Source organism: Lentzea sp. NPDC054927 (assembly GCF_053610285.1).
Window position 1 is genome coordinate 106,424 of sequence record NZ_JBSGXZ010000006.1, and the last position, 22,872, is coordinate 129,295.

Consider the following 22,872-nt stretch of genomic DNA (forward strand, 5'->3'; position numbering starts at 1 on the left):
GCGCCCGGCCGCGGCAAGGTAGACCGCTGCGGGCATGCCCGCGAACAACCGCCATTCCTGCGGCGGCGTGGTGACCTCGTCAAGGAAGCGCAGCGCGGGCTCCGCGGTGTGGAAACGGAACAATGCGCCAAAGGCCCGCTCCAGCTGCGCAGGATCCTGAGTGACCAGGAAGCACATAGATGAAACTCGCGCCATGCTCCTGTGACGTGCGGAAGTCGAAGAACGTCGGTGTCTCCGCATCGAACGCCTCTCGTTCACTGCGTACATACCAGCCGCAGAAGCTCAGCTGTGCGTCCACAGGTGGCGGCACTTCGGGTCCGATCACGCTGTCGAACACCCACCTGGACCTCATGTGGTTACCATCGACCACGACCCCGTTCTGGTCGATCCGATCCACGTGACCGCGATGGAAGGTGAAGTGCGGCAACGGATCGGTGTACCTGCGCACGACGGCCCGCAGATCACTGCCACGAACCACGCGATAGCGGTAACGCCCCAGCGGTATCACGGTGGTACGGCCGTTGGCGTGTACATGGATCCGCTCGAACCATCGCGACGCGGCGGCGTCCAGCAGGCCGGGCCGGTCGCTCCAGGACGCCCATGTCCTGTCGTCCAAAGGATACGAGCCGTCGTCGACAACCAAGACGGGGTGCCGGTGATCGGCCACCGCGAGGTGCGCGGCGAGGCTGAGCCCGCTCACGCCGCCGCCGGCGATCACGGTGGTCACATGTCGGCCTGTCCCACCTCTGCCGCGCACTTGGCACCCCAGTTCCTGGCGCGGTCGGGCTCACCTTCGACCAGAGGGCCCGCGGTGCCGTCCACGTAGAAGTTCTCCGCCGACGTGAGCACCGGGAAGTGGGCGCGCCGCAACCGTGTGAGCGCGGCACGGGCAGCGGAGCCGGGCAGTTTCGGCCGCTTGACTTTTGTGTCGAACGCGGCCACCGGCGGGTGTGCCGCTCCCTTGCCGATCTGCTCCACCCACTCCCGCAGTCCTGCTGCCGCGGCCGCCTGCTTGTCGGCGCCTTTGGTGGCGGCGTCGGCGCGGGTGCTCGGCCTGCTCATGCTGAACGCGTGCGTCGGACCACCGACCACGAGCAACCCGACCTCGTCACTCAGCTCCACCGGGGCCGAGCTCACCTCGACGACCTCAACGGTCATGGAGCCCCGCAACCCTTCGGCCACGGCTTCGGCGATTTCCTTGGTGTTGCCGAACATCGACTCATACACCACCAGTGCGTGCTTCATAAGTCGACGGTAGGTCTGCCGCACGAGGCAGCAGGAGGTCCTTAGGTCCTCCAGCGTCTGGGACCACGGGCTCTGCGCCGCGTCCGCCGACCCGAGAAGTCTGGGATCGACGAACCGACGAGGAGGAATCTGCGATGAAGGCGCTGGTCTACCACGGTCCTGGCAAGCGCGCGTGGGAAGACGTTCCCCAGCCGGAGATCAAGGACCCCGCGGACGCGATCGTCCGCGTCACCGCGGTCACGATCTGCGGCACGGATCTGCACATCCTCAAGGGCGACGTGCCCGAGGTCGGGCCCGGCCGGATCCTCGGCCACGAGGCGGTCGGCGTCGTGGAGCAGGTCGGCGCCTCGGTGACCGGCATCAAGCCTGGCGACCGGGTGCTCATCTCGTGCATCACGTCCTGCAGCCGCTGCGAATACTGCCGCGTTGGCAGCTACGGCCAGTGCCTCGGCGGCGGTGGTTGGATCCTCGGCCACACGACCGACGGTGTGCAGGCCGAGTACGTGCGCGTGCCGTTCGCCGACACCTCCACGCACCTGCTGCCCGACGACGTCACCGACACGGCTGCGGTCGTGCTGGCGGACATCCTGCCGACCTCGTACGAGGTCGGTGTCCTGAATGGACGGATCAAGCCCGCCGACACCGTGGTGATCGTGGGTGCCGGGCCGATCGGGCTCGCCGCGATCCAGACCGCGCAGCTCTACAGCCCCAGCCACATCGTCGCGGTCGACCTGGCGGCGTCCCGGCTCGACGCCGCGAAGCAGTTCGGCGCGGACGTCACCGCGACCACCGCCGAAGAGGCGGAACGCGTCGTCGGCGAGCTGACCAGCGGACTCGGCGCGCACGTCGCGATCGAGGCGGTCGGTGTGCCGGAGACCTTCGAGCTGTGCACGAAACTCGTGCGTCCCGGCGGGCACGTCGCGAACGTCGGCGTGCACGGCAAGCCCGCCACGCTGCACCTGGAAAACCTCTGGATCCGCAACGTCACCATCACCACCGGGCTGGTCGACACCAGCTCGACGCCCACCCTGCTGCGCATGGTCGCGGCGGGCCGGATCGACGGCGAGCGGTTCATCACGCACCGCTTCGTGCTCGACGAGATGGAGCAGGCGTACGAGGTATTCGAGAACGCCGGCGACACCGGCGCGCTCAAGGTCGTGCTGACGCGATGACTGCCACCGCCGAGCGCGCAACCGTCGGCAGGATCGACGTGCGCGGTTTCATCCAGTCCAACTACACGCCGTACGACGGCGACGCGACCTTCCTGTCCGGTCCGACGCCGCGCACGACCGCGTTGTGGCACAGGTTGACGGAGATGTTCGTCGACGAGCGCGCTCGCGGGATCTACGACGTCGACCCGAACACCCCGTCGTCGATCACCGCACACTCTCCGGGCTACATCGACCGCGACCACGAAATCATCGTGGGGTTGCAGACCGACGCACCGCTCAAGCGGGCGATCATGCCCACCGGCGGCCTGCGGATGGTCGAGACGAGCCTCGCAACCTACGGCTACAAACTCGAGCCGAACATCCGGGACATCTTCACCAAGTACCGCAAGACCCACAACGACGGCGTGTTCGACGCCTACACCGCCGAGATCCTGCGTGCCCGCAAGGCAGGCATCATCACCGGTCTGCCGGATGCCTACGGGCGAGGCCGGATCATCGGCGACTACCGCAGGGTCCCGCTCTACGGCGTCGACAGTCTCGTCGAGGCGAAGAAGGCCGAACGGGCGGCGCTGGACGAGATGATGTCCACGGAGGACGTCATCCGGGACCGCGAGGAGCTCGCCGAGCAGGTCCGGGCGCTCGAGGAACTGCGCGTCATGGCCGCGTCCTACGGCTACGACATCTCCGGTCCGGCCAGCAACGGCCGAGAGGCGGTTCAGTGGCTGTACTTCGCCTACCTCGCAGCGGTGAAGGAGCAGAACGGTGCCGCGATGTCGCTGGGCCGCACGTCCACCTTCCTGGACGTGTACCTGCAACGCGACCTCGACGAGGGCCGGCTGACCGAACGCGAGGCGCAGGAGCTCATCGACGACCTGGTCATCAAGCTGCGGATCGTGCGGTTCCTGCGCACACCGGAGTACGACCAGCTGTTCTCCGGCGACCCGACCTGGGTCACCGAGTCCATCGGCGGCATGGGCGAAGACGGACGCCCACTGGTCACGCGGACGAGCTTCCGGTTCCTGCAGACCCTCTACAACCTCGGCCCTGCACCAGAACCGAACCTCACCGTGCTGTGGTCACCGCGTCTGCCCGACGGATTCAAGCGGTTCTCCGCCAAGGTTTCCATCGACACCAGCTCGATCCAGTACGAGAACGACGACCTGATCCGACCGCGGTTCAGCGACGACACCGCCATCGCCTGCTGCGTCTCCGCGATGAAGGTCGGCGAGCAGATGCAACTGTTCGGCGCGCGGGTCAACCTCGCCAAGGCGCTGCTGTACGCGATCAACGGCGGCCGCGACGAGATGACCGGCGTCCAGGTCGCACCGGCATTCCCGCCGATCACCTCCGAGTACCTCGATCCCGAGGAGGTGCGGACGACGTTCGACCGGATGACCGACTGGCTCGCCAAGACCTACGTCGAAGCCCTCAACATCATCCACTACATGCACGACAAGTACGCCTACGAACGCATCGAGATGGCGCTGCACGACCACCCGGTCCAGCGGCTCCTCGGGTGCGGGATCGCCGGCCTGTCGGTGGTGGCGGACAGCCTGTCCGCAATCAAGCACGCCCGCGTCCGCGTGATCCGCGACGCGACCGGCCTCGCGGTCGACTACGCCGTCGAGGGTGACTTCCCGCAGTACGGGAACAACGACGACCGCGCCGACGCGATCGCCGTCGAGCTGGTCGAGGATTTCATGCGGAAGGTGCGGCAGTACCCCGCTCACCGAGGCGCCGTGCACTCCCAGTCGGTGCTCACCATCACCTCGAACGTCGTCTACGGCAAACACACCGGCAACACCCCGGACGGACGCCGCGCGGGCGAACCGTTCGCACCAGGTGCCAACCCGATGAACGGCCGCGACCGGCACGGGCTCGTCGCCGCGGCGTTGTCGGTGGCGAAGCTCCCATACGGCCAGGCACAGGACGGGATCTCGCTGACCGCGAGCATCACGCCCGCAGGCCTCGGACGCACCGAGGACGAGCAGGTGACCAACCTTGTCGGCGTGCTCGACGCCTACACCGACGCGGGTGGTTTCCACCTCAACGCCAATGTGTTGAGCCGCGAAACCCTGCTCGACGCGATGGCGCATCCGGAGAAGCACCCGCAGCTGACCATCCGCGTCTCCGGCTACGCGGTGAACTTCGTCCGGCTCACGCCCGAGCAGCAACGCGACGTCATCAACCGCACGTTCCACGAGTCGCTGTGACCACAGGATCAGTCCACTCATGGGACATCTCCACCGCGGTCGACGGACCGGGCACCCGCTTCGTGCTCTTCCTGAGCGGGTGCCCGCTGCGCTGCCTCTACTGCCACAACCCGGACACCTGGCACATGCGCGACGGCCACCGCATGACCGTCGACGAGGTCATGGCGGAGGTCACGAAGTACAGGCGGTTCATCGAAGTCGCCGGCGGTGGGCTGACGATCAGCGGCGGAGAACCGCTGCTGCAGCAGGACTTCACCGCCGAAGTCCTGCACCGCTCCAAGCAGCTCGGCCTGCACACCGCGCTCGACACGTCCGGCTTCCTGGGCTCGCGGGCGTCCGACGAGCTGTTGGCCGACACCGACCTGGTGCTGCTGGACATCAAGTCCTGGGACCCGCTCACCTACCGGCACGTCACCGGCGGCGAGGTCACGCCGACGCTGGAGTTCGCCCGCAGGCTGTCCGCGCTGCGCAAACCGATGTGGATCAGGTTCGTGCTCGTGCCCGGCCACACCGACGCCATGGACAACGTCGCGGGCATCGCGTCCTTCGTCAGCACCCTGGAGGCCGTCGAACGCGTCGAAGTGCTGCCGTTCCACAAACTCGGCGCACCCAAGTACGCCGCGCTCGGCATCCCGTTCCCGCTGGCCGACGTCCCCTGCCCCGACGACGAACTCGTGCGGCGGGTGCGCGGTCAGTTCGCCGGCTGCGGTGTCCCCGTCCACTGATCCGGGCACCCAGGGACTTCAGTCCCGGCCTGCACGGTCCGGATGCCCTGTCCCGTGATCGATCAGGACGGCAGCGTAGAAGGCACCAACCCGAGTGAGGAGCGCGAGATGCCGAACGCCGACCTGGAGCTCGTCGACGCGTACTGGCGAGCCGCCAACTACCTGTCGGCCGGCCAGATCTACCTGATGGACAACCCCCTGCTGACCCAACCGCTGGCACCGGAGCACATCAAGCCACGCCTGCTGGGTCACTGGGGCACAACGCCGGGTCTGAACTTCATCTACGCGCACCTCAACCGGATCATCCGGGAGCGCGACCTCGACATGATGTTCGTGACCGGTCCCGGTCACGGCGGCCCCGCGCTGCTGGCCAACACGTGGCTGGAAGGCACCTACAGCGAGACCTACCCGGACGTGCCGCGCGACGGCGAGGGCATGCGCAAGCTGTTCCGGCAGTTCTCCTTCCCAGGGGGCGTGCCCAGCCACGTCGCACCCGAGGTGCCCGGCTCCATCCACGAAGGTGGCGAGCTCGGCTACTCGCTCGCGCACGCGTTCGGCGCGGCGTTCGACAACCCCGGCCTGATCGTGGCGTGCGTGGTCGGTGACGGCGAGGCCGAGACCGGGCCGCTCGCGGCCAGCTGGCACGCCAACAAGTTCCTCAACCCGATGCGGGACGGGGCCGTGCTGCCGATCCTGCACCTCAACGGCTACAAGATCGCCAACCCCAGCCTGCTCTCCCGCATCCCGCACGACGAGCTGGACGCGTTGCTGCGCGGCTACGGCTACACGCCGTTCTACGTCGAGGGTGACGAACCCAAGGCGATGCACGCCCGCATGGCCGAGGTGCTCGACCAGATCGTGGACGAGATCCACCGCGTCAAGGCCTCGGAGAGTCGGCCGCGGTGGCCGATGATCGTGCTGCGCAGCCCCAAGGGTTGGACCGGTCCGTCCGAAGTGGACGGCGTGCCGGTCGAGAACACCTGGCGCTCGCACCAGGTGCCGCTGGCGGGTGTGCGCTGCAACCCGGACCACCTGCGGCAGTTGGAGGAGTGGCTGCAGAGCTACCGGCCGGCCGAACTCTTCGACGACAACGGAGCACCGCGACCGGAACTCGCCGCGCTGGCGCCCACCGGTGAGCATCGGATGGGCGCAACCCCGCACGCCAACGGCGGCCTGTTGTTGCGCGAGCTGAAGATGCCGGGCATCCGCGCGCACGCGGCGGAGGTCGTGAAGCACGGCACCACGCACTCCGAACCGACCAGGGTGCTCGGCCGGATGTTGCGCGACATCATCACGCTCAACGTCGACGCGCGTTCGTTCCGGATCTTCGGGCCGGACGAGACGGCGTCCAACCGGCTCGACGCCGTCTACGAGGTGACCGGAAAGCAGTGGCAGGCCGAGAGGTTGTCCGTCGATGAGCACCTGGTGCACGACGGCCGCGTGGTGGAGGTGCTGTCGGAGCACCTGTGCCAGGGCATGCTGGAGGGCTACCTGCTCACCGGCAGGCACGGGTTGTTCAACTGCTACGAGGCGTTCATCCACATCATCGACTCGATGTTCAACCAGCACGCCAAGTGGCTCAAGACGCACAAGAAGCTGGAGTGGCGCAGGCCCGTCGCGTCGCTGAACTACCTGCTCAGCTCGCACGTGTGGCGTCAGGACCACAACGGCTTCTCGCACCAGGACCCCGGCTTCATCGACCACGTGATGAACAAGAAGGCCGAGGTCGTCCGCGTCTACCTCCCGCCGGACACCAACACCCTGCTCTCGGTGGCGGACCACTGCCTGCGCAGCAAGGACTACGTCAACGTCATCGTGGCCGGCAAGAACGAGACACCGGACTGGCTCGACGTCGACGAAGCGATCCTGCACTGCACCCGCGGCGCCGGTATCTGGGAGTGGGCGAGCAACGACGACAGCATCGAGGCACCGGACGTCGTGCTGGCGTGTGCCGGCGACGCCCCCACCGTCGAAGTGCTCGCCGCGACGAAACTCCTGCGCGAACACCTGCCCTCACTGCGGGTCCGCGTCGTCAACGTCGTGGACCTGATGCGCCTGCAACCCGACACCGAGCACCCGCACGGCATGCCGGACCGCGAGTTCGACGCGCTGTTCACCACCGACAGGCCCGTCATCTTCGCCTACCACGGCTACCCGTGGCTGATCCACCGCCTGACCTACCGCCGCACCAACCACCACAACCTGCACGTCCGCGGCTACAAGGAAGAAGGCACCACCACGACACCGTTCGACATGCTGGTCCTCAACGACATGGACCGCTACCGGCTCGTGATCGACGTCATCGACCGCGTCCCCGGACTCGGCCCCAAGGCAGCCCGGCTGCGCCAGCACATGCAGGACCAGCGCACCCGCCACCACAACTGGATCCGCGAGCACGGCGAGGACATGCCCGAGATCCGCGACTGGACGTGGCAATGAACGTGCTCGTCGTGAACGCCGGCTCCTCCAGCCTCAAGCTCCGCGTCCTCGGCGAGGACGACACCGTCCTCGCCGAGACGCAGGTTGAACGGTGGTCAGGAGGCGACGAAACCAGACCGCTGGAGGACTTCCTTCGTGATACACCGTCCGTGGACGCGGTCGGGCACCGCGTCGTGCACGGCGGCCCCGCGTTCACCAGCGCAACCGCCATCGACGACGACGTGCGCGCCAGGATCGACGCGCTGACCGGATTGGCACCGCTGCACCAGCCCCGCGCGCTCGCCGGCATCGACGCGGCCCGGCAGCTGTTGCCGGACGTGCCCCAGATCGCGTGCTTCGACACCGCGTTCCACACCACGATGCCTACGGCCGCCACCACCTACGCCCTGCCCGCCGCGTGGCGGCGCAAGTGGGACCTGCGCAGGTACGGGTTCCACGGTCTGTCCCATGCTTACGCGTCCCGACGAGCGGCTGAGCTCGCAGACAAACCTGGCGCTCGCGTGGTGAACTGCCACCTCGGTTCCGGGGCGTCGCTCACCGCGGTCGCCGACGGACGCTCGATCGACACGACGATGGGCTTCACCCCGCTGGCAGGTCTGGTGATGGCCACCCGCAGCGGTGACGTCGACCCAGGCCTGCTGGTGTGGCTGCAGCGTGCCGGACTGACGCTGGACGACCTCGAAGACGGCCTGGAACACCACTCCGGGCTCGCCGGCCTGTCCGAGGTCGGCGGTGACCTGCGGGACGTGCGCAAGGCGGCAGAGAACGGCGACGAACACGCCGCCCTCGCACTGCAGGTATACGTGCACCGACTGCGGCAGAGCATCGCCGCCATGACCGCGTCGCTGGGCGGCGTCGACCTGCTCGTGTTCACCGGTGGCGTCGGAGAGCACGACGCGGCATTGCGGGCGGACACCGCTGCCGGACTGGATTTCCTCGGCATCGGCGTTGACGCGGAACGCAACTCCGAAGCCGTGCTGGACAGCCGCATCAGCCCGAGCGGTTCCGCTGTCGAGGTCTGGGTCGTCGAGGCACGGGAGGACATCGAGATCGCCACGCAGACCCGCGCGCTCATGAACGAACCGAGTGGGAGGAAGCGATGACCGTGACCAAGCCAGTGGTCGTGGGGCTGGACGGATCGTCCGCCAGCGACACCGCCCTGGCTTTCGCCTTCGAAGCCGCCGCAATGCGCGGCGTGTCCTTGCACGCGGTGCGGACGTGGTGGGACATCACCGCCGAAACCGCATGGCAACTCGGGCTGACGACGACGAACCTCGCGTCGATCGAGGCCGCCGAACACTGGTTGCTGGCCGAACAGGTCGCTGGTCGTTCAGCCGCGCATCCCGATGTGCCCGTGCAGCAGATCCTCACTCGTGACCGCCCCGCACACACCTTGATCAAGCAGTCCTCGGACGCGCAGCTGATCGTGGCCGGCACCCGAGGACGCGGCGGCTTCCGCGGACTGCTGCTCGGCTCGACCAGCCAGGCGCTGATCCATCACGCACACTGCCCGGTCAGCGTGGTTCCGTTGACACAACAGTAAATTCACCGCTGAATGAGCCAGACGGCTTGCGACAGCATGGCCCTTCGCCCCTGCATCCTGCTGCTCTGACAGCGCAACGTTGAGTCATGAGCACTCTTCCCACAAGCAGCGCCCTAGCGGCGCGCACTCAGCGGACATCGTGGACGACAGGGGTCACGTGGCTGCTGGCGCCTGTTCTCGCCGCGGCCACGCTGTACGGCCTCTTCTCCGAACGAGCGTATCGGCTGGACCGCACGACGCACCTCGAGTCGCTGGCGCAAGACGTCCTGACGCTGGCGATCGTGCCGGTGCTGATCTGGGCGGGCCATCGCAGCAGCGCCGGATCGCTGCGCGGACACCTGCTGTGGCTCGGCCTGCTCGGCTACATCGCGTACACGTACCTGATCTACGCCTTCGGCGTACCGCACAACTCGGCGTTCCTGCTCTACATCGCCGCGCTGACGCTGTCGATCGCCGCTCTCATCGACGGCATCGCGCGCATCGAGGTGCGCAAGGTGCCTCTCCCAGGCCATGTCGGCGTCGGCTGGTTCTTGATCGTGATCGGTGTCGCGTTCGCAGGCTTGTGGCTTTCCGACATCGTGCCGACCATCGGCGGCGGGCTGCCTGGCACTCTCAACGTCGGAGAACTGCCGTACCCGGTCTACGTCGCCGACCTGGCGTTCGCACTGCCCGCCGTCGTCACCACCGGTGTCGCTCTGGTCCGCGGTCACGTGGCGGCGCCCGTCCTCGGCGCCGTCGTTCTGATCAAGGTGCTGACCATGGGGCTCGCCATCTGGGCGATGGCGATCGCCTTGCTCATCAACGGCCAGCAGCCCAACTGGGCGGTCGCGGGGTTGTTCGCCGTGATGATCGCCGTGTGCGCGACAGTTCTGCGGCGCGGCGCCAGAGTACTCGGAACACCCGCTCCTGGTTGGCTTCGTCCCTCCCTTTGGGCCTGACCGATGAGGACGTTGGTCCCTGAACTTCGAGCGCGAGAGCGCGCAACGTTGAGGGATGAGAACACAACTGGCCGCGCGCGACATCTGGCGGTCGTGGTTCCGCTGGACGACGGCGGGAGAGTTCGCGGGCTTCCTCGCACCGGCGCTCGCGGGCGCGCTCACCTCGTCACCGCAACTGCTCGTTCTCGCCGGAGTGATCGAAGGCGCTGTGCTTGGCGCGACGCAAGCCGTGGTGCTGCGCCGCGTCGACTCCACCTTGAACGGGCGGAACTGGATCGGCGTCACGGCACTGGCAGCGGGGTTCGCCTGGGCGGTCGCAATGCTCGCGGTGCACAACGGCGGCCGACTGAACACGCTGCCGCTCGCCGCTGTCCTGCCCATCGCCGCCGTGGCGGGTACCGGAGTGCTGCTGTCATTGGGAACAGCGCAGTGGTTCCTCATGCGCAACCACTTCGCCCGCGCCCACTTGTGGATCTGGGCCAACGCCCTGGCGTGGGGTGTCGGCCTGGTGGTGTTCACCGCTGTCACCACTCCCCTGTGGCAACCAGGTCAGTCAGCGGAACTCATCGCTCTGATCGGTGCTCTGGGCGGCCTGCTGATGGCGGCAATCATGGCGGCCGTCACGGGCGCAGCACTGATCCGGCTCGTGAGGAGGAAATGACGTGATCGAAGCTCGCGGCGATGTGAGACGTTCGCCAAGCCGAACGGTACCTCCGATGATCGACCGGACGAGTCCGGAAGACCTGGTGTCATTGGCCTCGGGCATGCAGGTCGGCGCAGTGGTGGTGCTGGGACGTGATCCTGGCGACGTCGAATCCTTGCTCGCGGACCGCGTGCGGACCGTTCCGCGGCTGCGCCGGCGCCTGGTCCGCGCACCGTTCGGTTGTGGCCGCCCCGTGTGGATCGACGACGCCAGGTTCGACATCACCAGGCACGTGCATCGCATGGTCTGCCCAGCTCCTGGCAACGAGGCAGCACTGCTCGACATCGCCTCCTCGCTGGTGATCCGTCCGCTGCCCCACTCGTCACCGCTCTGGTCGGCGACGCTGGTCACCGGGCTGGGTGGCGACAGGGCAGCGCTGATTCTGGTGTTCCACCACGTGTTGTCCGACGGCATCGGCGGCCTCGCCGTGCTGGCCAACCTGGTCGACGGCGCACCTCGACCCGAGACCGCGCCCTTTCCTGTTCCCGTACCTTCCCGTCGTGAACTCGCGAAGGACGCCTGGACGGCCCGTCGAAGGCTCCCTGGGCGCGTCTCGTTCGCCGCGCTGCAGTGGCCGTCACGCGGCCCACGCTGCTCCCTGAACCAGCCGACCGGCCCACGGCGGCGACAGACCATCGCGCGGACCAGCGTTTCCCGATTGCACGCCGCTGCGCACCGTTGCGGAGGCACAGTCAACGATGCCCTTCTCACCGCCGTCATGGGTGCACTGGGCACTGTGCTGACCGGGCGCGGTGACCACGTCGACGAGCTGGTCGTCTCGATTCCCGTGTCGACACGTCGATCGACCACCGCTGCTCACCTCGGCAACAGCACCGGCGTCATGCCCGTCACGCTGCCGACCGGTGGCGAAATCTTGGAACGCCTGACCCGGATCGCCGACATCACCCGGTCACACAAGAAGTCGGCCACGTCCGTCACGCCCATCTTCCGGATGTTGAAGTTGCTCGGGATGGCGGACTGGTTCATGAACCACCAGCGCATGGTCCACACCGTCGTGACCAACGTGCACGGCCCTGATCACCCCATGCGGCTGGGCGGCGCACCGGTCGTCGGTCTCATCCCGTTGTCGGCCACCACCGGCAACGTGACGGTGGCGTTCGCTGCCTTGTCCTACGGCGATGCGTTCACCATCACGGTGGTCGCCGATCCCGATCACGTGCCCGACCTGCTCGTGCTCACTCAGGCGCTGCAGGCCGAGCTCGATCTGCTTGGCTGAACGTCTCAGCACCGCCAACCAACCCGGAGTTCCGTTTCCGCTCGAGCATGTGCCCGACGAGTGCCGCTGCCGCTACCGCAAGTACGTTCGCCACGCTTCCGTTGTTCTCGCTGAGAGGACCCGGTCGGGCGATCTCGGCGTGCGGAATCGGCGGTCGCATCCCAATGACCGGTCAAGATCGCCTTCGGCAGCATCAGCACCTTCAGCGGAACATCTGGTGCTTGAACACGTCCTTGGTCCGCGTGCCTGGTGGTGCACGCAAGCGCGTTCGTGGTTCTCAAGGTGTATCAACGCTCTCTGCTGGAGAACCTCAGCAGCCTGCGAGGTAGTCCTCAACGTGCGACTCATAGACCTCACGTGTCCGGAGATCGCGAATTCGGCATCTATCCACAGGTAGATCAGGTCCAACTGGTTGGGCATGGCCTCGATCTCCGCCGCCTCACACCAGACCTCGACGTCCAGTTACTCAGGCCCAGGACTCACGACGACATCTCCGTGAACATGGCCAGCCTGCACTACGACCTCGGCCGTACCGCTCATCACGTTCTGCACGCCGTCCTGACCGAATCCGCCAGATTGCGCTCTCGCCATCGGCGAATCGTAGTGGCCTGGCCTGGAAGCCTCTGTCGCGAACGGCAGGGACGAAAGTCCTGAAGCGAAGGCGACGTTCCTACCTGCATTCGACTGGTCCTGGTCGCACAAACTCAAGGTGCGGCCGCATCGCCGCCCTGACCGTCCTGGCTGGGACATCCCCGAGGAGCTGCTTGTGCTTTCCGCTGCTTCGGCTGCCGTAGTGCGCGCGACCCTGCCCGTCGTCCGCGACCACGCCGCCGAGATCACCGCCGAGTTCTACCCGTCGATGTTCGCCGCGCACCCGGAACTGCTGAACCTGTTCAACCACGGCAACCAAGCCAGCGGCAAGCAACAGATCGCACTGGCCGCCGCCGTGGTCGCCTACGCCCAGCACCTGCTCGACGGCACTCCGTTCGGCCCGATCGCGGAACGCATCGCTCACAAGCACGTCTCGCTCGGAGTGCGGCCCGACCAGTACCCGATCGTCGGCAAGCACCTCATCGGCGCCGTCGCGACCGTGCTCGGTAACGCCGTCACGCCGGAGGTCGCGGCTGCCTGGGACGAGGTCTACTGGCTGTTCGCGGTCTCCCTGATCGCCGCCGAGGCGCGCCTCTTCCAGACCGCCGGTGTCACGCCGGACACGCTGTGGCGTCCCTGGCGCGTGGCGAAGCGCGACGAGGAGGCGGTCGACACGGTGTCCTTCACGCTGCTTCCCGACGACGGCGGTCCGGTTTCGATGTTCGAGCCTGGCCAGTACGTGTCCGTCGCGGTCGATCTGCCGGACGGGCACCGGCAGCCGCGCCAGTACTCGCTGTCCCAGGCACCCGGCCGTGGCGAGCTGCGCATCACCGTGCGGCGGATTCGCGGCGCGGACGGAGCCCCGGACGGTGCGGTGTCGAACTTCCTGCACGACCACGTGCACGCCGACGACACCGTGCTCGTCGGCCCGCCGGCTGGTGAAGTCACGCTCAAGCCCGGCAACCGGCCCGTGGTGCTGATCAGCGCGGGCATCGGCATCACCCCGATGTTGTCCATGCTCGACCACATCTCCGCCACGCAGCCCGAACGCATGGTCGTCGCCGCACACGCCGAAGTCCTGGCGGACCGGCACGCACACCGCGAGGAGTACGCCCGCCTCACCGACGGCCGGCAGCTGACCTGGTACGAGAACGGAGACGGCGGCGGACAGCCCGGCGTCATCGACGTGGACGCGATCCCGTTGCCTGCTGGCGCCATCGCCTACCTGTGCGGCCCGATCACCTTCATGCGCGACATGCGGGCCGGACTTCTTCGGCGGGGAATGCACGCCGACGACATCAAGTACGAGGTCTTCGGCCCAGGCATGCTCGAGCAGTGAACTCGCAGGCGCGCATCGGGTGATCAGAAGGCGTTCAATGCTGCTTGCGAGCTCGGCCACGTGGGGCGGCGGCAGCAGGTGTGCGGAGGTCTTCAAGAAGCTCCATCTGGCCGGTGATGACTCCGGTGAGGATGCGTCTGGCGACGGCGAGCAACTCGGCGACATGGGGGCTGGTCAGCGAGTAGAAGACGTTGGAGCCTTCCTTGCGGGTGGTCACGAGTCCGGCGCGGCGCAGCACGGCCAGCTGCTGGGAGAGGTTGGCTGCTTCGATACCGACCTCAGGAAGCATCTCCGCGACGGAGTGCTCTCGCTCGCTGAGCAGTTCGAGCACCCGGATGCGTGCCGGGTGGCCGAGCGTCTTGAAGAACTCCGCCTTGACTTGATAGAGGGGCATGCTCATCGAAGCCCCTTCCGGCCGGCCGTCGTCATGGTGCTGATCCTCCCTGGTTGATCCCAGTCACTGCGACTCGGGATGCGTTTCAACGGGGTTCAGCAGTTGCTAATCCTACTAAGTGAGCAACCCGGCCACTGCAGGTGCGGTCGGGGGCGGTCACCGTGCGACTCCTCGATGAAGTGCGTCTGTCGCGAATTCGGCGATCTGGCGGGTGAGGGTCTCATCGGCACGCCGGGGCACCTGTTCGCCGGGCGGGGTGGCTGCGGACAGCGCGATCGCACAGGCGTGCTGGACGTCCGGGGTCAGGCGTGCGCGCGGATGCCCGCTGAACGCGCGCAGCAGACCCGGAAGGGCCAGCAACGGGTCGCGCGCAGGGTCCGGCACGATCACCGCGGGTGCGGTGTGCCGTGGCCAGGCGAAGCGGCCACCCCCGCCGGCCAGGTTGATCACCGCGTCGGCGTCGGCGGCGATGCGGCGCAACGGGAACGCGAGCGCGTCGACGGGGTTCCAGGTGGTGATGTCACGGACTCCCGCGGCCAGCAGGACCGGATTGAGCAGCGGCATGGTGTTGGCACCCGCGATGACGACCCGGCTGGTCTCCGGTGCTTTGCCGGCGCGTGTCAGCGTGGTGAGCACCGCGGCGGTCAGGGCGATCGCGGTGGTGTCCTGGTCGGTGAGGAGCGGGACGCCGACGATGGACTCGCGGGCCCTCTGCTCGCGCTCCGGTGTGGCCCGGACCAGCACCACGGCGCCCGTGTCAGACGGCAGGTTGTGCAATCCGTAGTCGGAGGCGATGACGCGGGTCGGCAGTCCCGCCTGGTCTTCGACGATCGCGGCGTAGCGACGCAGCACCGTCGTGGTCGCAGCGATTCCGCCGACCACCGCGACCAAGCCGTTCCTCGATGGCGCGCTCATGGTCAGTGCCCGAGCCCGGAGTTCTCCAGCAGCGCCGGGTCGATCCAGTTACGGGTGTCGATGCCGTGCTGGGCAGCTCGGTCGAGCAGGTCGCGGATCCGGGCGCTGTGCAGGTGGATCTCGTAGTCGTGGCCCGCCTGCCGGGCTTCTCGCAGGGTTTCCCAGGCTTCGGAGACCTTGTTCCGCAGCGCTGCTTCGAACTCGCTCATCGTCCTCAACATCTCTCCTCGGCCGAAGAACTCCATGATCTGCGCACTTAAAGAAGTTTGCAAGTCTTTGTGCGTGCGAGGCCGCACACACCCGATCGGGTGTCTCTACAGGTCGTTGCCGGCGTAGGAGAGGTTGAAGCTCTTGTTGGTCAACGGGAAGTCGGGAACGATCGTGTCCGCCAGCGCGACCGGGAGCGCGGGCCAGTTGAAGAAGCTGGGGTCCACGATCTTCACCCGGCGAAGCCGTCCGTCGACGAGCTCGACGCGATGCACGATCGTGCCGCGCCAGCCCTCGACGATGCCGACCCCGGACCGGCCGGTCCCCATGGCGATCCGTGTGGTCGCGGCGTTTCGGGCGCCCAGCATGTCGGCGAGGCTGGTGATCCTGGCAATCGAGGTGACGATTTCCTCCGCACGCACCAGGAAGCGGGACAGGACGTCACCGTTCGTATGAGTGTGGACGGCACGGGGGAACTCCGAGGACAGGAACGGGTGGTCGTGCCGGGCGTCGGCGGTCAGACCGCTGGCACGGGCTACGACGCCCAACGTGCCGAGGTCCGCGGCCTGAGCCCGACTGAGTGGCGCGGTGCCGGTGAACCGGTCGGCCACGACGGCGTTGGACAGTGCCAGCTCGACGATCTCGCCGATGTCGACGCCGATCGCGGCGAGCTCACGCGGGTCGGGAAGCGCGGCGATCGTGGCGCCACCGACGTGGATGGCGCCACGCAGCAACCGGTGACCGGTGACGGTGTCGTTGATGCGCAGCAGGCGTTCGCGAACGCGCTGGGCGTGGGCGTTGAGCACGCTGTAGGCGACGTCGTTGCACAGCGCGCCGATGTCGGTGATGTGGTTGTAGAGCCGTTCGAGCTCGAGCAGGATCGCACGGATGCGTTGCGCGTCCTCGGGCACGGGCAGACGATGGGCGTCCTCAACGGCGAGGCAGAAGGCGAGGGTGTGGCCGACGCTGGTGTCGCCACTCACCCGTTCCGCCAGTTCGATCCCGTCCTCCGGAGTGCGGCCGTGAAACAGCTTTTCGAGTCCTCTGTGGACGAACCAGAGCCGTGCCCTGAGATTGAGGATGGTCTCGCCGACCACGGAGAACCGGAAGTGGCCCGGTCCGATCATGCCGGCGTGCACCGGTCCGACCGGGATCTCGTAGACCCCTGGTCCTTCCACGGTCCGGAACGGGTACGGGCCGTCGAGGTCTCCGAACTCCGGCGGGTCGCCCGCGTCGGTGAGCATCGGGTACCAGCCCTGGGGCCAGTGGAAGTGGCGTACCAGCCGCCGCGGTAGCGGGTGGTCGGTGGGCACGATGCCGAACAGGTCGTGCATCTCGCGTTCGAACCGTCCGGCCGCGAACGACAGTCGCGCCAGGCTCGGCACCGCGGGCGCGCCAGGGTCGAGCGGGACGTGCAGTTCGACCCGCCGATCCGGCGCGGCGGCGGTGAACAGGTACACCGCGCGCAGCCTGCCGGAAGAATCAACACTGCCGTCGTCATGGCCGGCGACCAGCGCGAGCCGGTATCCCTGTTTCAACAGGGAACTGGCGTGCTCGGGCAGCTCCGCAGGAGTGAGGGTCGTGATCATCGGGTCACCACCAGGGTGTCAATGGCCAGGTCCAGCAGCACCGGCAGCGGTCCCGCCGCGACACCGAGCACGGCACACGCGAGCAACCCGCCCGCCAGCGCGATCGGGATCGGCGAGGCCGCCGCGGTGTCCGGAGTGGACACGGGCGGTCCGAGGAGCATCCGGCTGGTACGGACGATCAGGGCGGCGGCGATCACCAGCACCAGCAGCAGCGCGGCAGTCGTCGGCCAGCCGAGGCCGGCGGCGAAGCCTGCGCGAACAATGCCGAGTTCGCTGGCGAACAGACTGAACGGAGGCAGCCCGATCAGCGCGAGCACGCCGAGACCGAACGTCGCCGCGAGCGCCGGGTGACGTGCCAGCAGGCCGCGCACGCCGTTGATCTGGCTGGTGCCGGTGATCTGCAGGACGCGGCCGGCGCCGAGGAACAGCACCGACTTGGTCAGCCCGTGGCCGAGAACGTGTAGCAGCGCGGCGGCCAGTGCGAGGGGGCTGCCGATCGCGGCGCCGAACGCGACCAGGCCGAGGTGTTCGATGCTGGAGTAGGCCAGCATTCGCTTGTAGTCGCGCTGGGCGATGAGCAGTGACGCGGCCAGCAGCAGTGACGCCAGCGCCATCACTGCAAGCAGCGTGCGGGCGAACCCGGCGCCCAGCGCACCATCGCTGATCACCTTGACGCGCAGGATCGCGTAGAACGCCACCGAAAGGAGCACACCGGACATCAGCGCCGACACCGGCGCCGGTGCCTGGGAGTGCGCGTCCGGCAGCCACGCGTGCAGCGGGGCCAGGCCAGCCTTGGTGCCGAACCCGAGCACCAGCAACACGATCGCGATGCGGGTGACACCGTGGTCGAGACCTGGTGCGTGCGCGGCGAGCGCGGCGAGGTCCAGCCCGGCGGTTCCGGGAGCGTGGGCGGCGGCGAAGTTGAGCACGATGGTGCCCAGCAGCGCGAGCGCGATACCGGCCGAACAGATCACCACGTACTTCCACGCCGCTTCCACGGAGGCGCGGGTGCGGCGCTGCCCGACCAGGAACGCGGTCACGATCGTGGTGGCCTCGACGGCCACCCACACCACGCCGAGATTCGCCGCGAGCACCGCCAGCGCCATGGTGGCCAGGAACAGCTGCACGAGCAGGCTGTGTCGCGCGGCGGCACGACCGGTCGCCCGTTCTGCCGCGATCTCCTCCCGCAGATACGCCGGGGTCGCGGCGGTGGCGATCAGCCCAACCGCACCGATCACCAGCAGCATGAACGCCGATAGCGCGTCCACGCGCAGCAACCCGCCCATCGCGGTCAGCGGCCCGGATCGGATCACCGCGACCGCCAGGACGATCGCGGCGGTCAACACAACGCTCGCGCTCACAGCGCTGATCCACGCGGTGGCGCGTCGCCAGCCGAACACCACGTAGGTGAGTGCGCCGAGCACGGGCACTCCCACGGGAACAAGCACTGTCATCAGTCGCGCAACTCCCGCAGTTCGTCAAGGTCGGTGTCGCCGAAGGTCTTCCGCATCCGAGTGGTGAGGATCTGCAGGACCAGCACCGCCAGCAACACGTCCAGCGACACCCCGAGCTCCACCACGAGGCCCACCCCGGTCGTGGCGAGGAATCCGACCGCGGTGATCCCGTTGTCCATCAACAGAAACCCGACCAGCTGCGACAAGGCGCGACGCCGGGTCACCAACACGAAAAACCCGATCAGCATCACGGTCACCCCGACCGGGATCGCCTGCGTCGCCGCAGACGGTGCCAGCGCCACCAACGGCTGCGACACCGCGTAGGCCAACAGCGTCAGCGCGGCGGCTGCCAGCAGCGACGACGCCACGTTCACCAGCGGACTGGTCTCCCGTTGCGACTCCCCCGCACCTGCCAGGGCCCGCCGCAACAGGTGAGGCAGCAGTCCCGCACGCAGCACCAGGACTCCCATCGCCACGGCCCACAGCTCCGCGGAGTTCTCGTGGGCTGCCAGCACACCCACAAGGACGGCAAGTGCCGCACCCTGCAACGCGAACACCCGGATGATCACCGCGAGCTCGCGGAGCCACAACACAAGCACGGCCGTCAGCAGCAAGGCACCGCACGCCAGATCGAGCAGCGACACGTACAGGCTCTCGCTCATCGGCATTTCCCTTCAGGCCAGGAAGAACGAGGCCGCGACCGCCAGCAGGGCCAGCAGGAACGACCCGGCCAGCAGCTCGGGCACCCGGAACAGCCGCAGCTTGGCGACGAACACCTCACCGGCGGCCAACAGCACGCCGAGCACGCCGACCTTCACGACCAGGGCCAGTACCCCGATCAGCAGCGCCACCGGGGTGGCCGTGGTGGCGATTCCCCACGGCAGGAACAGGTTCGCCAGCAGTCCGAGGAACACCGACAGCCGCATCGCGGACGCCAGTTCCACCAGCGCCAGATCAGGACCCGCATACTCGAGCACCATCGCCTCGTGAACCATCGTCAGCTCAAGATGTGTCGACGGGTTGTCCACCGGCAACCGCCCGGTCTCCGCGACGATCACCACGAACAAGGCGACCGCGGCCAGCAAGCTCACCGGCGAGATCACCCGTGCCGGATCGTGCAGGGTCGACGACACGATCGCGCTCAGGTTGGTCGACCCGACCGGCACCGACAACGCGAAGATCGCCACCAGCAGAGTCGGCTCCACCAGCGCGAGAATGGTCATCTCCCGGCTGGCACCCATCCCACCGAACGCCGTACCGGTGTCCAGCCCGGCCAACGCGAGCGCCACCGCGCCCAGCGCCAGCAACGCCACCACCGCGAACAGATCAGCTGCCGGGTCGAGCGCTGAGTCGGTCGTCACGAACGGCGCCACGACCGCGACCAGAAGTGTCGTGGCCATCAGCACCAACGGTGCGACGCGGAACACCTCGCTGGTACCGCGCGGGGTGATCGACTCCTTGTGCAGCAGCTTGCGCAGGTCACGCCACGGCTGCCCGACCCCGGCGCCGGCACGGCCTTCCAACCTGGCCCGCACCTGCCGCATCAGACCGACCAACAGCGGTGATCCAGCGACGATCAGCAACGGCTGCACGACCCCGCCGACCACTCCGAGCGCGCTCATCGGGTCACAGCCAGCAGGATCAGCACGCTGCACACCGCGTAGAAGCCGTAGCCCAGGTAGCGGTGCACACTGCCCGACGCCAGTCCGCGCCCGGCCCGGCCCCACGCGGCGATCAGGCTCAGCACCGGCTGGTAGAGACGCCGCTCGATCCGGTCCGGGACCTTCCTGCGGTACTCCACGGCTTGCACCAGGTACCGAGATTCCTCGTGGTGAGTCACGTCCACGTCCAGCTCCGGCTGCACCACGTCGTCGAACACTCGCTGCAACGGCTCGGCGAACGACGTCGCCGTGTACTCCATCCGGGAAGACATCGGCCCACCGCCGCAGTCCCACAAGCGGGCCTCCCGACGCATTCGCCTCGCCGCGGCCACCCGCATCCCACCGACCGCCACGACCAGCGCGGCGACGAGACCGAGCATGAGCAGCAGTGGCGACAACGCACCGGTTACCTGTGTCAGCCGCAAAGTGACATCGCCGGACACCGCTGCCCCACCGGCCGCGGCCTGCACCGCCGGGAGAATCCCGGCCGGCCAGAGGGCGAGCACCACGCAGGCCAGCCCGGCGACACCCATGCCGGCGAGCATGCTGGCGGGGCTCTCGTGCGCGGCAGCAGCTGCGTCGCTGCGCGGTTTCGCCAGGAATCCAACGCCGAAGGCCTTCACGAAGGTGGCCACCGCCAGCCCGGCGGTCAGCGCCACCGCCGCCACAGCGACCGGCATGGCGATCCTCACCGCCGCCCCGCCCGAGGGCAGGCCGTGGATCAACGCTTGGAGCAACAGCCATTCCGACACGAACGCCGTGCCCGGCGGCAACGCCGACGCCGCCAGCGCCCCCAGTCCGAACGCGGCCGTGGTCACCGGCATCGTCGGCCGCAGTCCGCCCAGCGCGTCGAGATCTCGGCTGCCGGTGGCGTGCAGGACCGATCCTGCCGCCAGGAACAACAGCGTCTTGAACGCCGCATGGCCGACCACGTGCACCAGGGCGGCGGTCAGCGCCAATGCGGCCAGAAAACGGCCCCCTGAGGAGGCGAACAGCCCGGCCGCACCGACTCCGACCAGCACCAGCCCCATGTTCTCCGTCGTCGACTGCCCCAGCAGCCGCTTCAGATCCGAGCTCATCGCCGCCTGCAGGATCCCGTACACGGCCGACACGGTGCCCAACGCGAGCACCAGCAGCCACCACCACGCCACACCCCCGCCGAGCAGGTCGACCCCGACTCGCAGCAGCCCGTACACCCCGAGATTCACCATCGCGGCGGACATCAACGCCGACACATGACTCGGCGCCTCCGGATGTGCGCGCGGCAGCCAGGCGTGCAGCGGCACGATCCCCGCCTTCGACGCGAACCCTGCCAGCGTCGCCACGAACACGACCGCCGCCACTGCGGGCGAGAGGCGCGGACCTGCTTCGCGCAGCGCGGTGAACGAGTCGTCTCCGGTGTGCGCGACGAACACCATCAGTCCGATCAGGACGGAAGTAAGACCCAGGTGCGTCATCACCGCGTACCACCGGCCCGCCGAAGCCACCTGCGGGCCACGCCGGTGCTCGGCAACCACCAGCACCAGCGACGCCAGTGCCATCAGCTCCCAGCACACCAGCAACGTGCCCACGTTCGCGGCAGCGGGCACCAGCACCATCGCCACCACGAACAGCGGCAGCGCCACCTGCACACCTCGTGCCCGCAGATCCGCCGTGTCCGCACAGGACACCGCGTAGATCCCGGCAGCCACCGCGACACCGCCGGTCACCGCCACGAACAACCCGCCCAGCGGGTCCAGCGCCAGTGACACTCCAGACAACGGCAACAACCCAGGCAGCTCAACGGAGAACGAACCCCCGCCCAGCGCAACGGCCCCCGCGAACGCCGCGGCCACACCCGTCAATGCCGTCCCCGCGCCCACCACAGCTGCCCGCGCCGGGACGACCAACGCGGCCAACCCGGTCAGCAGCCCGATGGCCACCGCCGCGGCCATACCTGTCGCAGCGAGGTTCATCGGCCGGTCAGCTTCCGCAGCCCCTCGACGATCGCCTCCGGCCGCGGCGGACACCCAGCGATCTCCAGGTCGACCGGCACCACGTCACGCACCGCACCGGCAACCCCGTAGGCGCCCGCGAACACCCCGCAGTTGCGTGCGCAGTCCCCGACTGCCACCACCAGCTTCGGCGCTGAGACCGCGTCGAACGTCCGCCGCAGCGGCTCAGCCATGTTGCGCGTCACCACACCGGTCACCAGCAACGCGTCCGCGTGCCGAGGCGAAGCGACCAGCCGCGCCCCATAGCGCTCGCCGTCGTAGACCGGCCCGAACGCCGACCCGATCTCGACCTCGCAGCCGTTGCACGATCCCGCGTCGACGTGCCGGATCTGCACCGACCCGCCCAGCACCGCCGCCTGCGCCGGCCGGTCGCCCGCAGGCAGCGGCGGTGCAGGCTCGGCCACTCGCCCGGTTCGGCGGATCTTGCGCCATAAACTCAGCACGCTCTTGCTCCCGCGATGGAGTCGGTAGTTCGAAGGAGGGTGTGGTCACCCCGCCTCGGGGGAGGGACGC

General features: G+C 68.2%; 21 protein-coding genes. 10 read left to right on the forward strand and 11 right to left on the reverse strand.

Features of this window, described 5'->3' with window-relative positions; genetic code table 11:
• Positions 1 to 79: 79 nt before the first annotated feature.
• Positions 80 to 727 carry a lycopene cyclase family protein gene (locus ACWGE0_RS12260; RefSeq protein WP_452260951.1) on the reverse strand — a complete coding sequence of 216 codons (648 nt, stop codon included), beginning with the start codon at positions 725 to 727 and terminating at the stop codon, positions 80 to 82.
• On the reverse strand, positions 724 to 1,245 hold the full coding sequence (locus tag ACWGE0_RS12265) for a flavodoxin family protein (RefSeq protein ID WP_452260952.1): 522 nt from the start codon (positions 1,243 to 1,245) through the stop codon (positions 724 to 726). The genes ACWGE0_RS12260 and ACWGE0_RS12265 overlap by 4 nt, the downstream gene beginning before the upstream one ends.
• Positions 1,246 to 1,379: 134 nt before the next feature.
• Here ACWGE0_RS12265 and ACWGE0_RS12270 point away from each other — a divergent pair, with 134 nt between their 5' ends.
• The 10 genes from ACWGE0_RS12270 to ACWGE0_RS12315 all read left to right on the forward strand — a co-directional run bounded on the left by ACWGE0_RS12270 (position 1,380) and on the right by ACWGE0_RS12315 (position 14,145).
• Positions 1,380 to 2,417, forward strand: a complete 1,038-nt coding sequence (locus ACWGE0_RS12270) for a zinc-dependent alcohol dehydrogenase family protein (protein ID WP_452260953.1) — start codon at positions 1,380 to 1,382, stop codon at positions 2,415 to 2,417.
• Positions 2,414 to 4,630 carry a formate C-acetyltransferase gene (gene pflB / locus ACWGE0_RS12275; protein ID WP_452260954.1) on the forward strand — a complete coding sequence of 739 codons (2,217 nt, stop codon included), beginning with the start codon at positions 2,414 to 2,416 and terminating at the stop codon, positions 4,628 to 4,630. The genes ACWGE0_RS12270 and pflB overlap by 4 nt, the downstream gene beginning before the upstream one ends.
• On the forward strand, positions 4,627 to 5,355 hold the full coding sequence (gene pflA, locus ACWGE0_RS12280; RefSeq protein ID WP_452260955.1) for a pyruvate formate-lyase-activating protein: 729 nt from the start codon (positions 4,627 to 4,629) through the stop codon (positions 5,353 to 5,355). Before pflB ends, pflA begins: the two co-directional genes overlap by 4 nt.
• Positions 5,356 to 5,463: 108 nt before the next feature.
• The gene (locus tag ACWGE0_RS12285; RefSeq protein WP_452260956.1) at positions 5,464 to 7,794 is read left to right on the forward strand and encodes a phosphoketolase family protein; all 2,331 of its coding nucleotides are present in this window, start codon (positions 5,464 to 5,466) and stop codon (positions 7,792 to 7,794) included.
• Entirely contained in the window at positions 7,791 to 8,897 is a 1,107-nt protein-coding gene (locus ACWGE0_RS12290; protein ID WP_452260957.1) for an acetate/propionate family kinase, read from the forward strand. Before ACWGE0_RS12285 ends, ACWGE0_RS12290 begins: the two co-directional genes overlap by 4 nt.
• A gap of 2 nt (positions 8,898 to 8,899) precedes the next feature.
• A complete protein-coding gene (locus ACWGE0_RS12295; RefSeq protein ID WP_452260958.1) occupies positions 8,900 to 9,337 on the forward strand; it encodes a universal stress protein in 438 nt (145 codons plus the stop codon).
• Between the two features lie 86 nt (positions 9,338 to 9,423).
• A complete protein-coding gene (locus ACWGE0_RS12300; protein WP_452260959.1) occupies positions 9,424 to 10,275 on the forward strand; it encodes a hypothetical protein in 852 nt (283 codons plus the stop codon).
• A 55-nt stretch (positions 10,276 to 10,330) separates the two neighbouring features.
• Complete coding sequence (locus ACWGE0_RS12305) at positions 10,331 to 10,936, forward strand: hypothetical protein (protein ID WP_452260960.1); 606 nt, start codon at positions 10,331 to 10,333, stop codon at positions 10,934 to 10,936.
• Positions 10,937 to 10,991: 55 nt separating this feature from the next.
• Positions 10,992 to 12,215, forward strand: a complete 1,224-nt coding sequence (locus ACWGE0_RS12310) for a wax ester/triacylglycerol synthase domain-containing protein (protein ID WP_452260961.1) — start codon at positions 10,992 to 10,994, stop codon at positions 12,213 to 12,215.
• Positions 12,216 to 12,981: 766 nt separating this feature from the next.
• Complete coding sequence (locus ACWGE0_RS12315; protein ID WP_452261130.1) at positions 12,982 to 14,145, forward strand: globin domain-containing protein; 1,164 nt, start codon at positions 12,982 to 12,984, stop codon at positions 14,143 to 14,145.
• Positions 14,146 to 14,179: 34 nt separating this feature from the next.
• Here ACWGE0_RS12315 and ACWGE0_RS12320 read toward each other — a convergent pair whose 3' ends face one another.
• The 9 genes from ACWGE0_RS12320 to ACWGE0_RS12360 all read right to left on the reverse strand — a co-directional run bounded on the left by ACWGE0_RS12320 (position 14,180) and on the right by ACWGE0_RS12360 (position 22,802).
• Positions 14,180 to 14,545, reverse strand: a complete 366-nt coding sequence (locus tag ACWGE0_RS12320) for an ArsR/SmtB family transcription factor (protein ID WP_452260962.1) — start codon at positions 14,543 to 14,545, stop codon at positions 14,180 to 14,182.
• A 150-nt stretch (positions 14,546 to 14,695) separates the two neighbouring features.
• Complete coding sequence (locus ACWGE0_RS12325; protein WP_452260963.1) at positions 14,696 to 15,454, reverse strand: hypothetical protein; 759 nt, start codon at positions 15,452 to 15,454, stop codon at positions 14,696 to 14,698.
• 2 nt (positions 15,455 to 15,456) lie between these two features.
• Positions 15,457 to 15,663, reverse strand: a complete 207-nt coding sequence (locus ACWGE0_RS12330; protein ID WP_452260964.1) for a hypothetical protein — start codon at positions 15,661 to 15,663, stop codon at positions 15,457 to 15,459.
• A gap of 105 nt (positions 15,664 to 15,768) precedes the next feature.
• Positions 15,769 to 17,250 (reverse strand): hydrogenase large subunit, encoded by a 1,482-nt coding sequence (locus tag ACWGE0_RS12335; protein WP_452260965.1) that lies wholly within the window; start codon positions 17,248 to 17,250, stop codon positions 15,769 to 15,771.
• Complete coding sequence (locus ACWGE0_RS12340) at positions 17,247 to 18,704, reverse strand: proton-conducting transporter transmembrane domain-containing protein (RefSeq protein ID WP_452260966.1); 1,458 nt, start codon at positions 18,702 to 18,704, stop codon at positions 17,247 to 17,249. Before ACWGE0_RS12340 ends, ACWGE0_RS12335 begins: the two co-directional genes overlap by 4 nt.
• On the reverse strand, positions 18,704 to 19,366 hold the full coding sequence (locus tag ACWGE0_RS12345) for a hypothetical protein (protein WP_452260967.1): 663 nt from the start codon (positions 19,364 to 19,366) through the stop codon (positions 18,704 to 18,706). The genes ACWGE0_RS12340 and ACWGE0_RS12345 overlap by 1 nt, the downstream gene beginning before the upstream one ends.
• A gap of 12 nt (positions 19,367 to 19,378) precedes the next feature.
• A complete protein-coding gene (locus ACWGE0_RS12350; RefSeq protein ID WP_452260968.1) occupies positions 19,379 to 20,326 on the reverse strand; it encodes a respiratory chain complex I subunit 1 family protein in 948 nt (315 codons plus the stop codon).
• Positions 20,323 to 22,320: a proton-conducting transporter transmembrane domain-containing protein gene (locus ACWGE0_RS12355; protein WP_452260969.1), complete on the reverse strand. Its 1,998-nt coding sequence runs from the start codon at positions 22,318 to 22,320 to the stop codon at positions 20,323 to 20,325. Before ACWGE0_RS12355 ends, ACWGE0_RS12350 begins: the two co-directional genes overlap by 4 nt.
• Positions 22,317 to 22,802: an NADH-quinone oxidoreductase subunit B family protein gene (locus ACWGE0_RS12360; RefSeq protein ID WP_452260970.1), complete on the reverse strand. Its 486-nt coding sequence runs from the start codon at positions 22,800 to 22,802 to the stop codon at positions 22,317 to 22,319. The genes ACWGE0_RS12355 and ACWGE0_RS12360 overlap by 4 nt, the downstream gene beginning before the upstream one ends.
• Between the last annotated feature and the right edge of the window lie 70 nt (positions 22,803 to 22,872).

What these genes read in the sequence shown, in the direction of transcription:
- ACWGE0_RS12305 (WP_452260960.1), top strand. Translation starts at nt 10,331, where the DNA reads ATGAGAACACAACTGGCCGCGCGCGACATCTGGCGGTCGTGGTTCCGC.
- ACWGE0_RS12285 (WP_452260956.1), top strand. Translation starts at nt 5,464, where the DNA reads ATGCCGAACGCCGACCTGGAGCTCGTCGACGCGTACTGGCGAGCCGCC.
- ACWGE0_RS12355 (WP_452260969.1), bottom strand. Translation starts at nt 22,320, where the DNA reads ATGAACCTCGCTGCGACAGGTATGGCCGCGGCGGTGGCCATCGGGCTG.
- ACWGE0_RS12300 (WP_452260959.1), top strand. Translation starts at nt 9,424, where the DNA reads ATGAGCACTCTTCCCACAAGCAGCGCCCTAGCGGCGCGCACTCAGCGG.
- ACWGE0_RS12265 (WP_452260952.1), bottom strand. Translation starts at nt 1,245, where the DNA reads ATGAAGCACGCACTGGTGGTGTATGAGTCGATGTTCGGCAACACCAAG.
- ACWGE0_RS12270 (WP_452260953.1), top strand. Translation starts at nt 1,380, where the DNA reads ATGAAGGCGCTGGTCTACCACGGTCCTGGCAAGCGCGCGTGGGAAGAC.
- ACWGE0_RS12320 (WP_452260962.1), bottom strand. Translation starts at nt 14,545, where the DNA reads ATGAGCATGCCCCTCTATCAAGTCAAGGCGGAGTTCTTCAAGACGCTC.
- ACWGE0_RS12330 (WP_452260964.1), bottom strand. Translation starts at nt 15,663, where the DNA reads ATGAGCGAGTTCGAAGCAGCGCTGCGGAACAAGGTCTCCGAAGCCTGG.
- ACWGE0_RS12345 (WP_452260967.1), bottom strand. Translation starts at nt 19,366, where the DNA reads ATGAGCGAGAGCCTGTACGTGTCGCTGCTCGATCTGGCGTGCGGTGCC.
- ACWGE0_RS12290 (WP_452260957.1), top strand. Translation starts at nt 7,791, where the DNA reads ATGAACGTGCTCGTCGTGAACGCCGGCTCCTCCAGCCTCAAGCTCCGC.
- ACWGE0_RS12310 (WP_452260961.1), top strand. Translation starts at nt 10,992, where the DNA reads ATGATCGACCGGACGAGTCCGGAAGACCTGGTGTCATTGGCCTCGGGC.
- ACWGE0_RS12350 (WP_452260968.1), bottom strand. Translation starts at nt 20,326, where the DNA reads ATGAGCGCGCTCGGAGTGGTCGGCGGGGTCGTGCAGCCGTTGCTGATC.
- ACWGE0_RS12335 (WP_452260965.1), bottom strand. Translation starts at nt 17,250, where the DNA reads ATGATCACGACCCTCACTCCTGCGGAGCTGCCCGAGCACGCCAGTTCC.
- ACWGE0_RS12340 (WP_452260966.1), bottom strand. Translation starts at nt 18,704, where the DNA reads ATGACAGTGCTTGTTCCCGTGGGAGTGCCCGTGCTCGGCGCACTCACC.
- pflB (WP_452260954.1), top strand. Translation starts at nt 2,414, where the DNA reads ATGACTGCCACCGCCGAGCGCGCAACCGTCGGCAGGATCGACGTGCGC.
- ACWGE0_RS12325 (WP_452260963.1), bottom strand. Translation starts at nt 15,454, where the DNA reads ATGAGCGCGCCATCGAGGAACGGCTTGGTCGCGGTGGTCGGCGGAATC.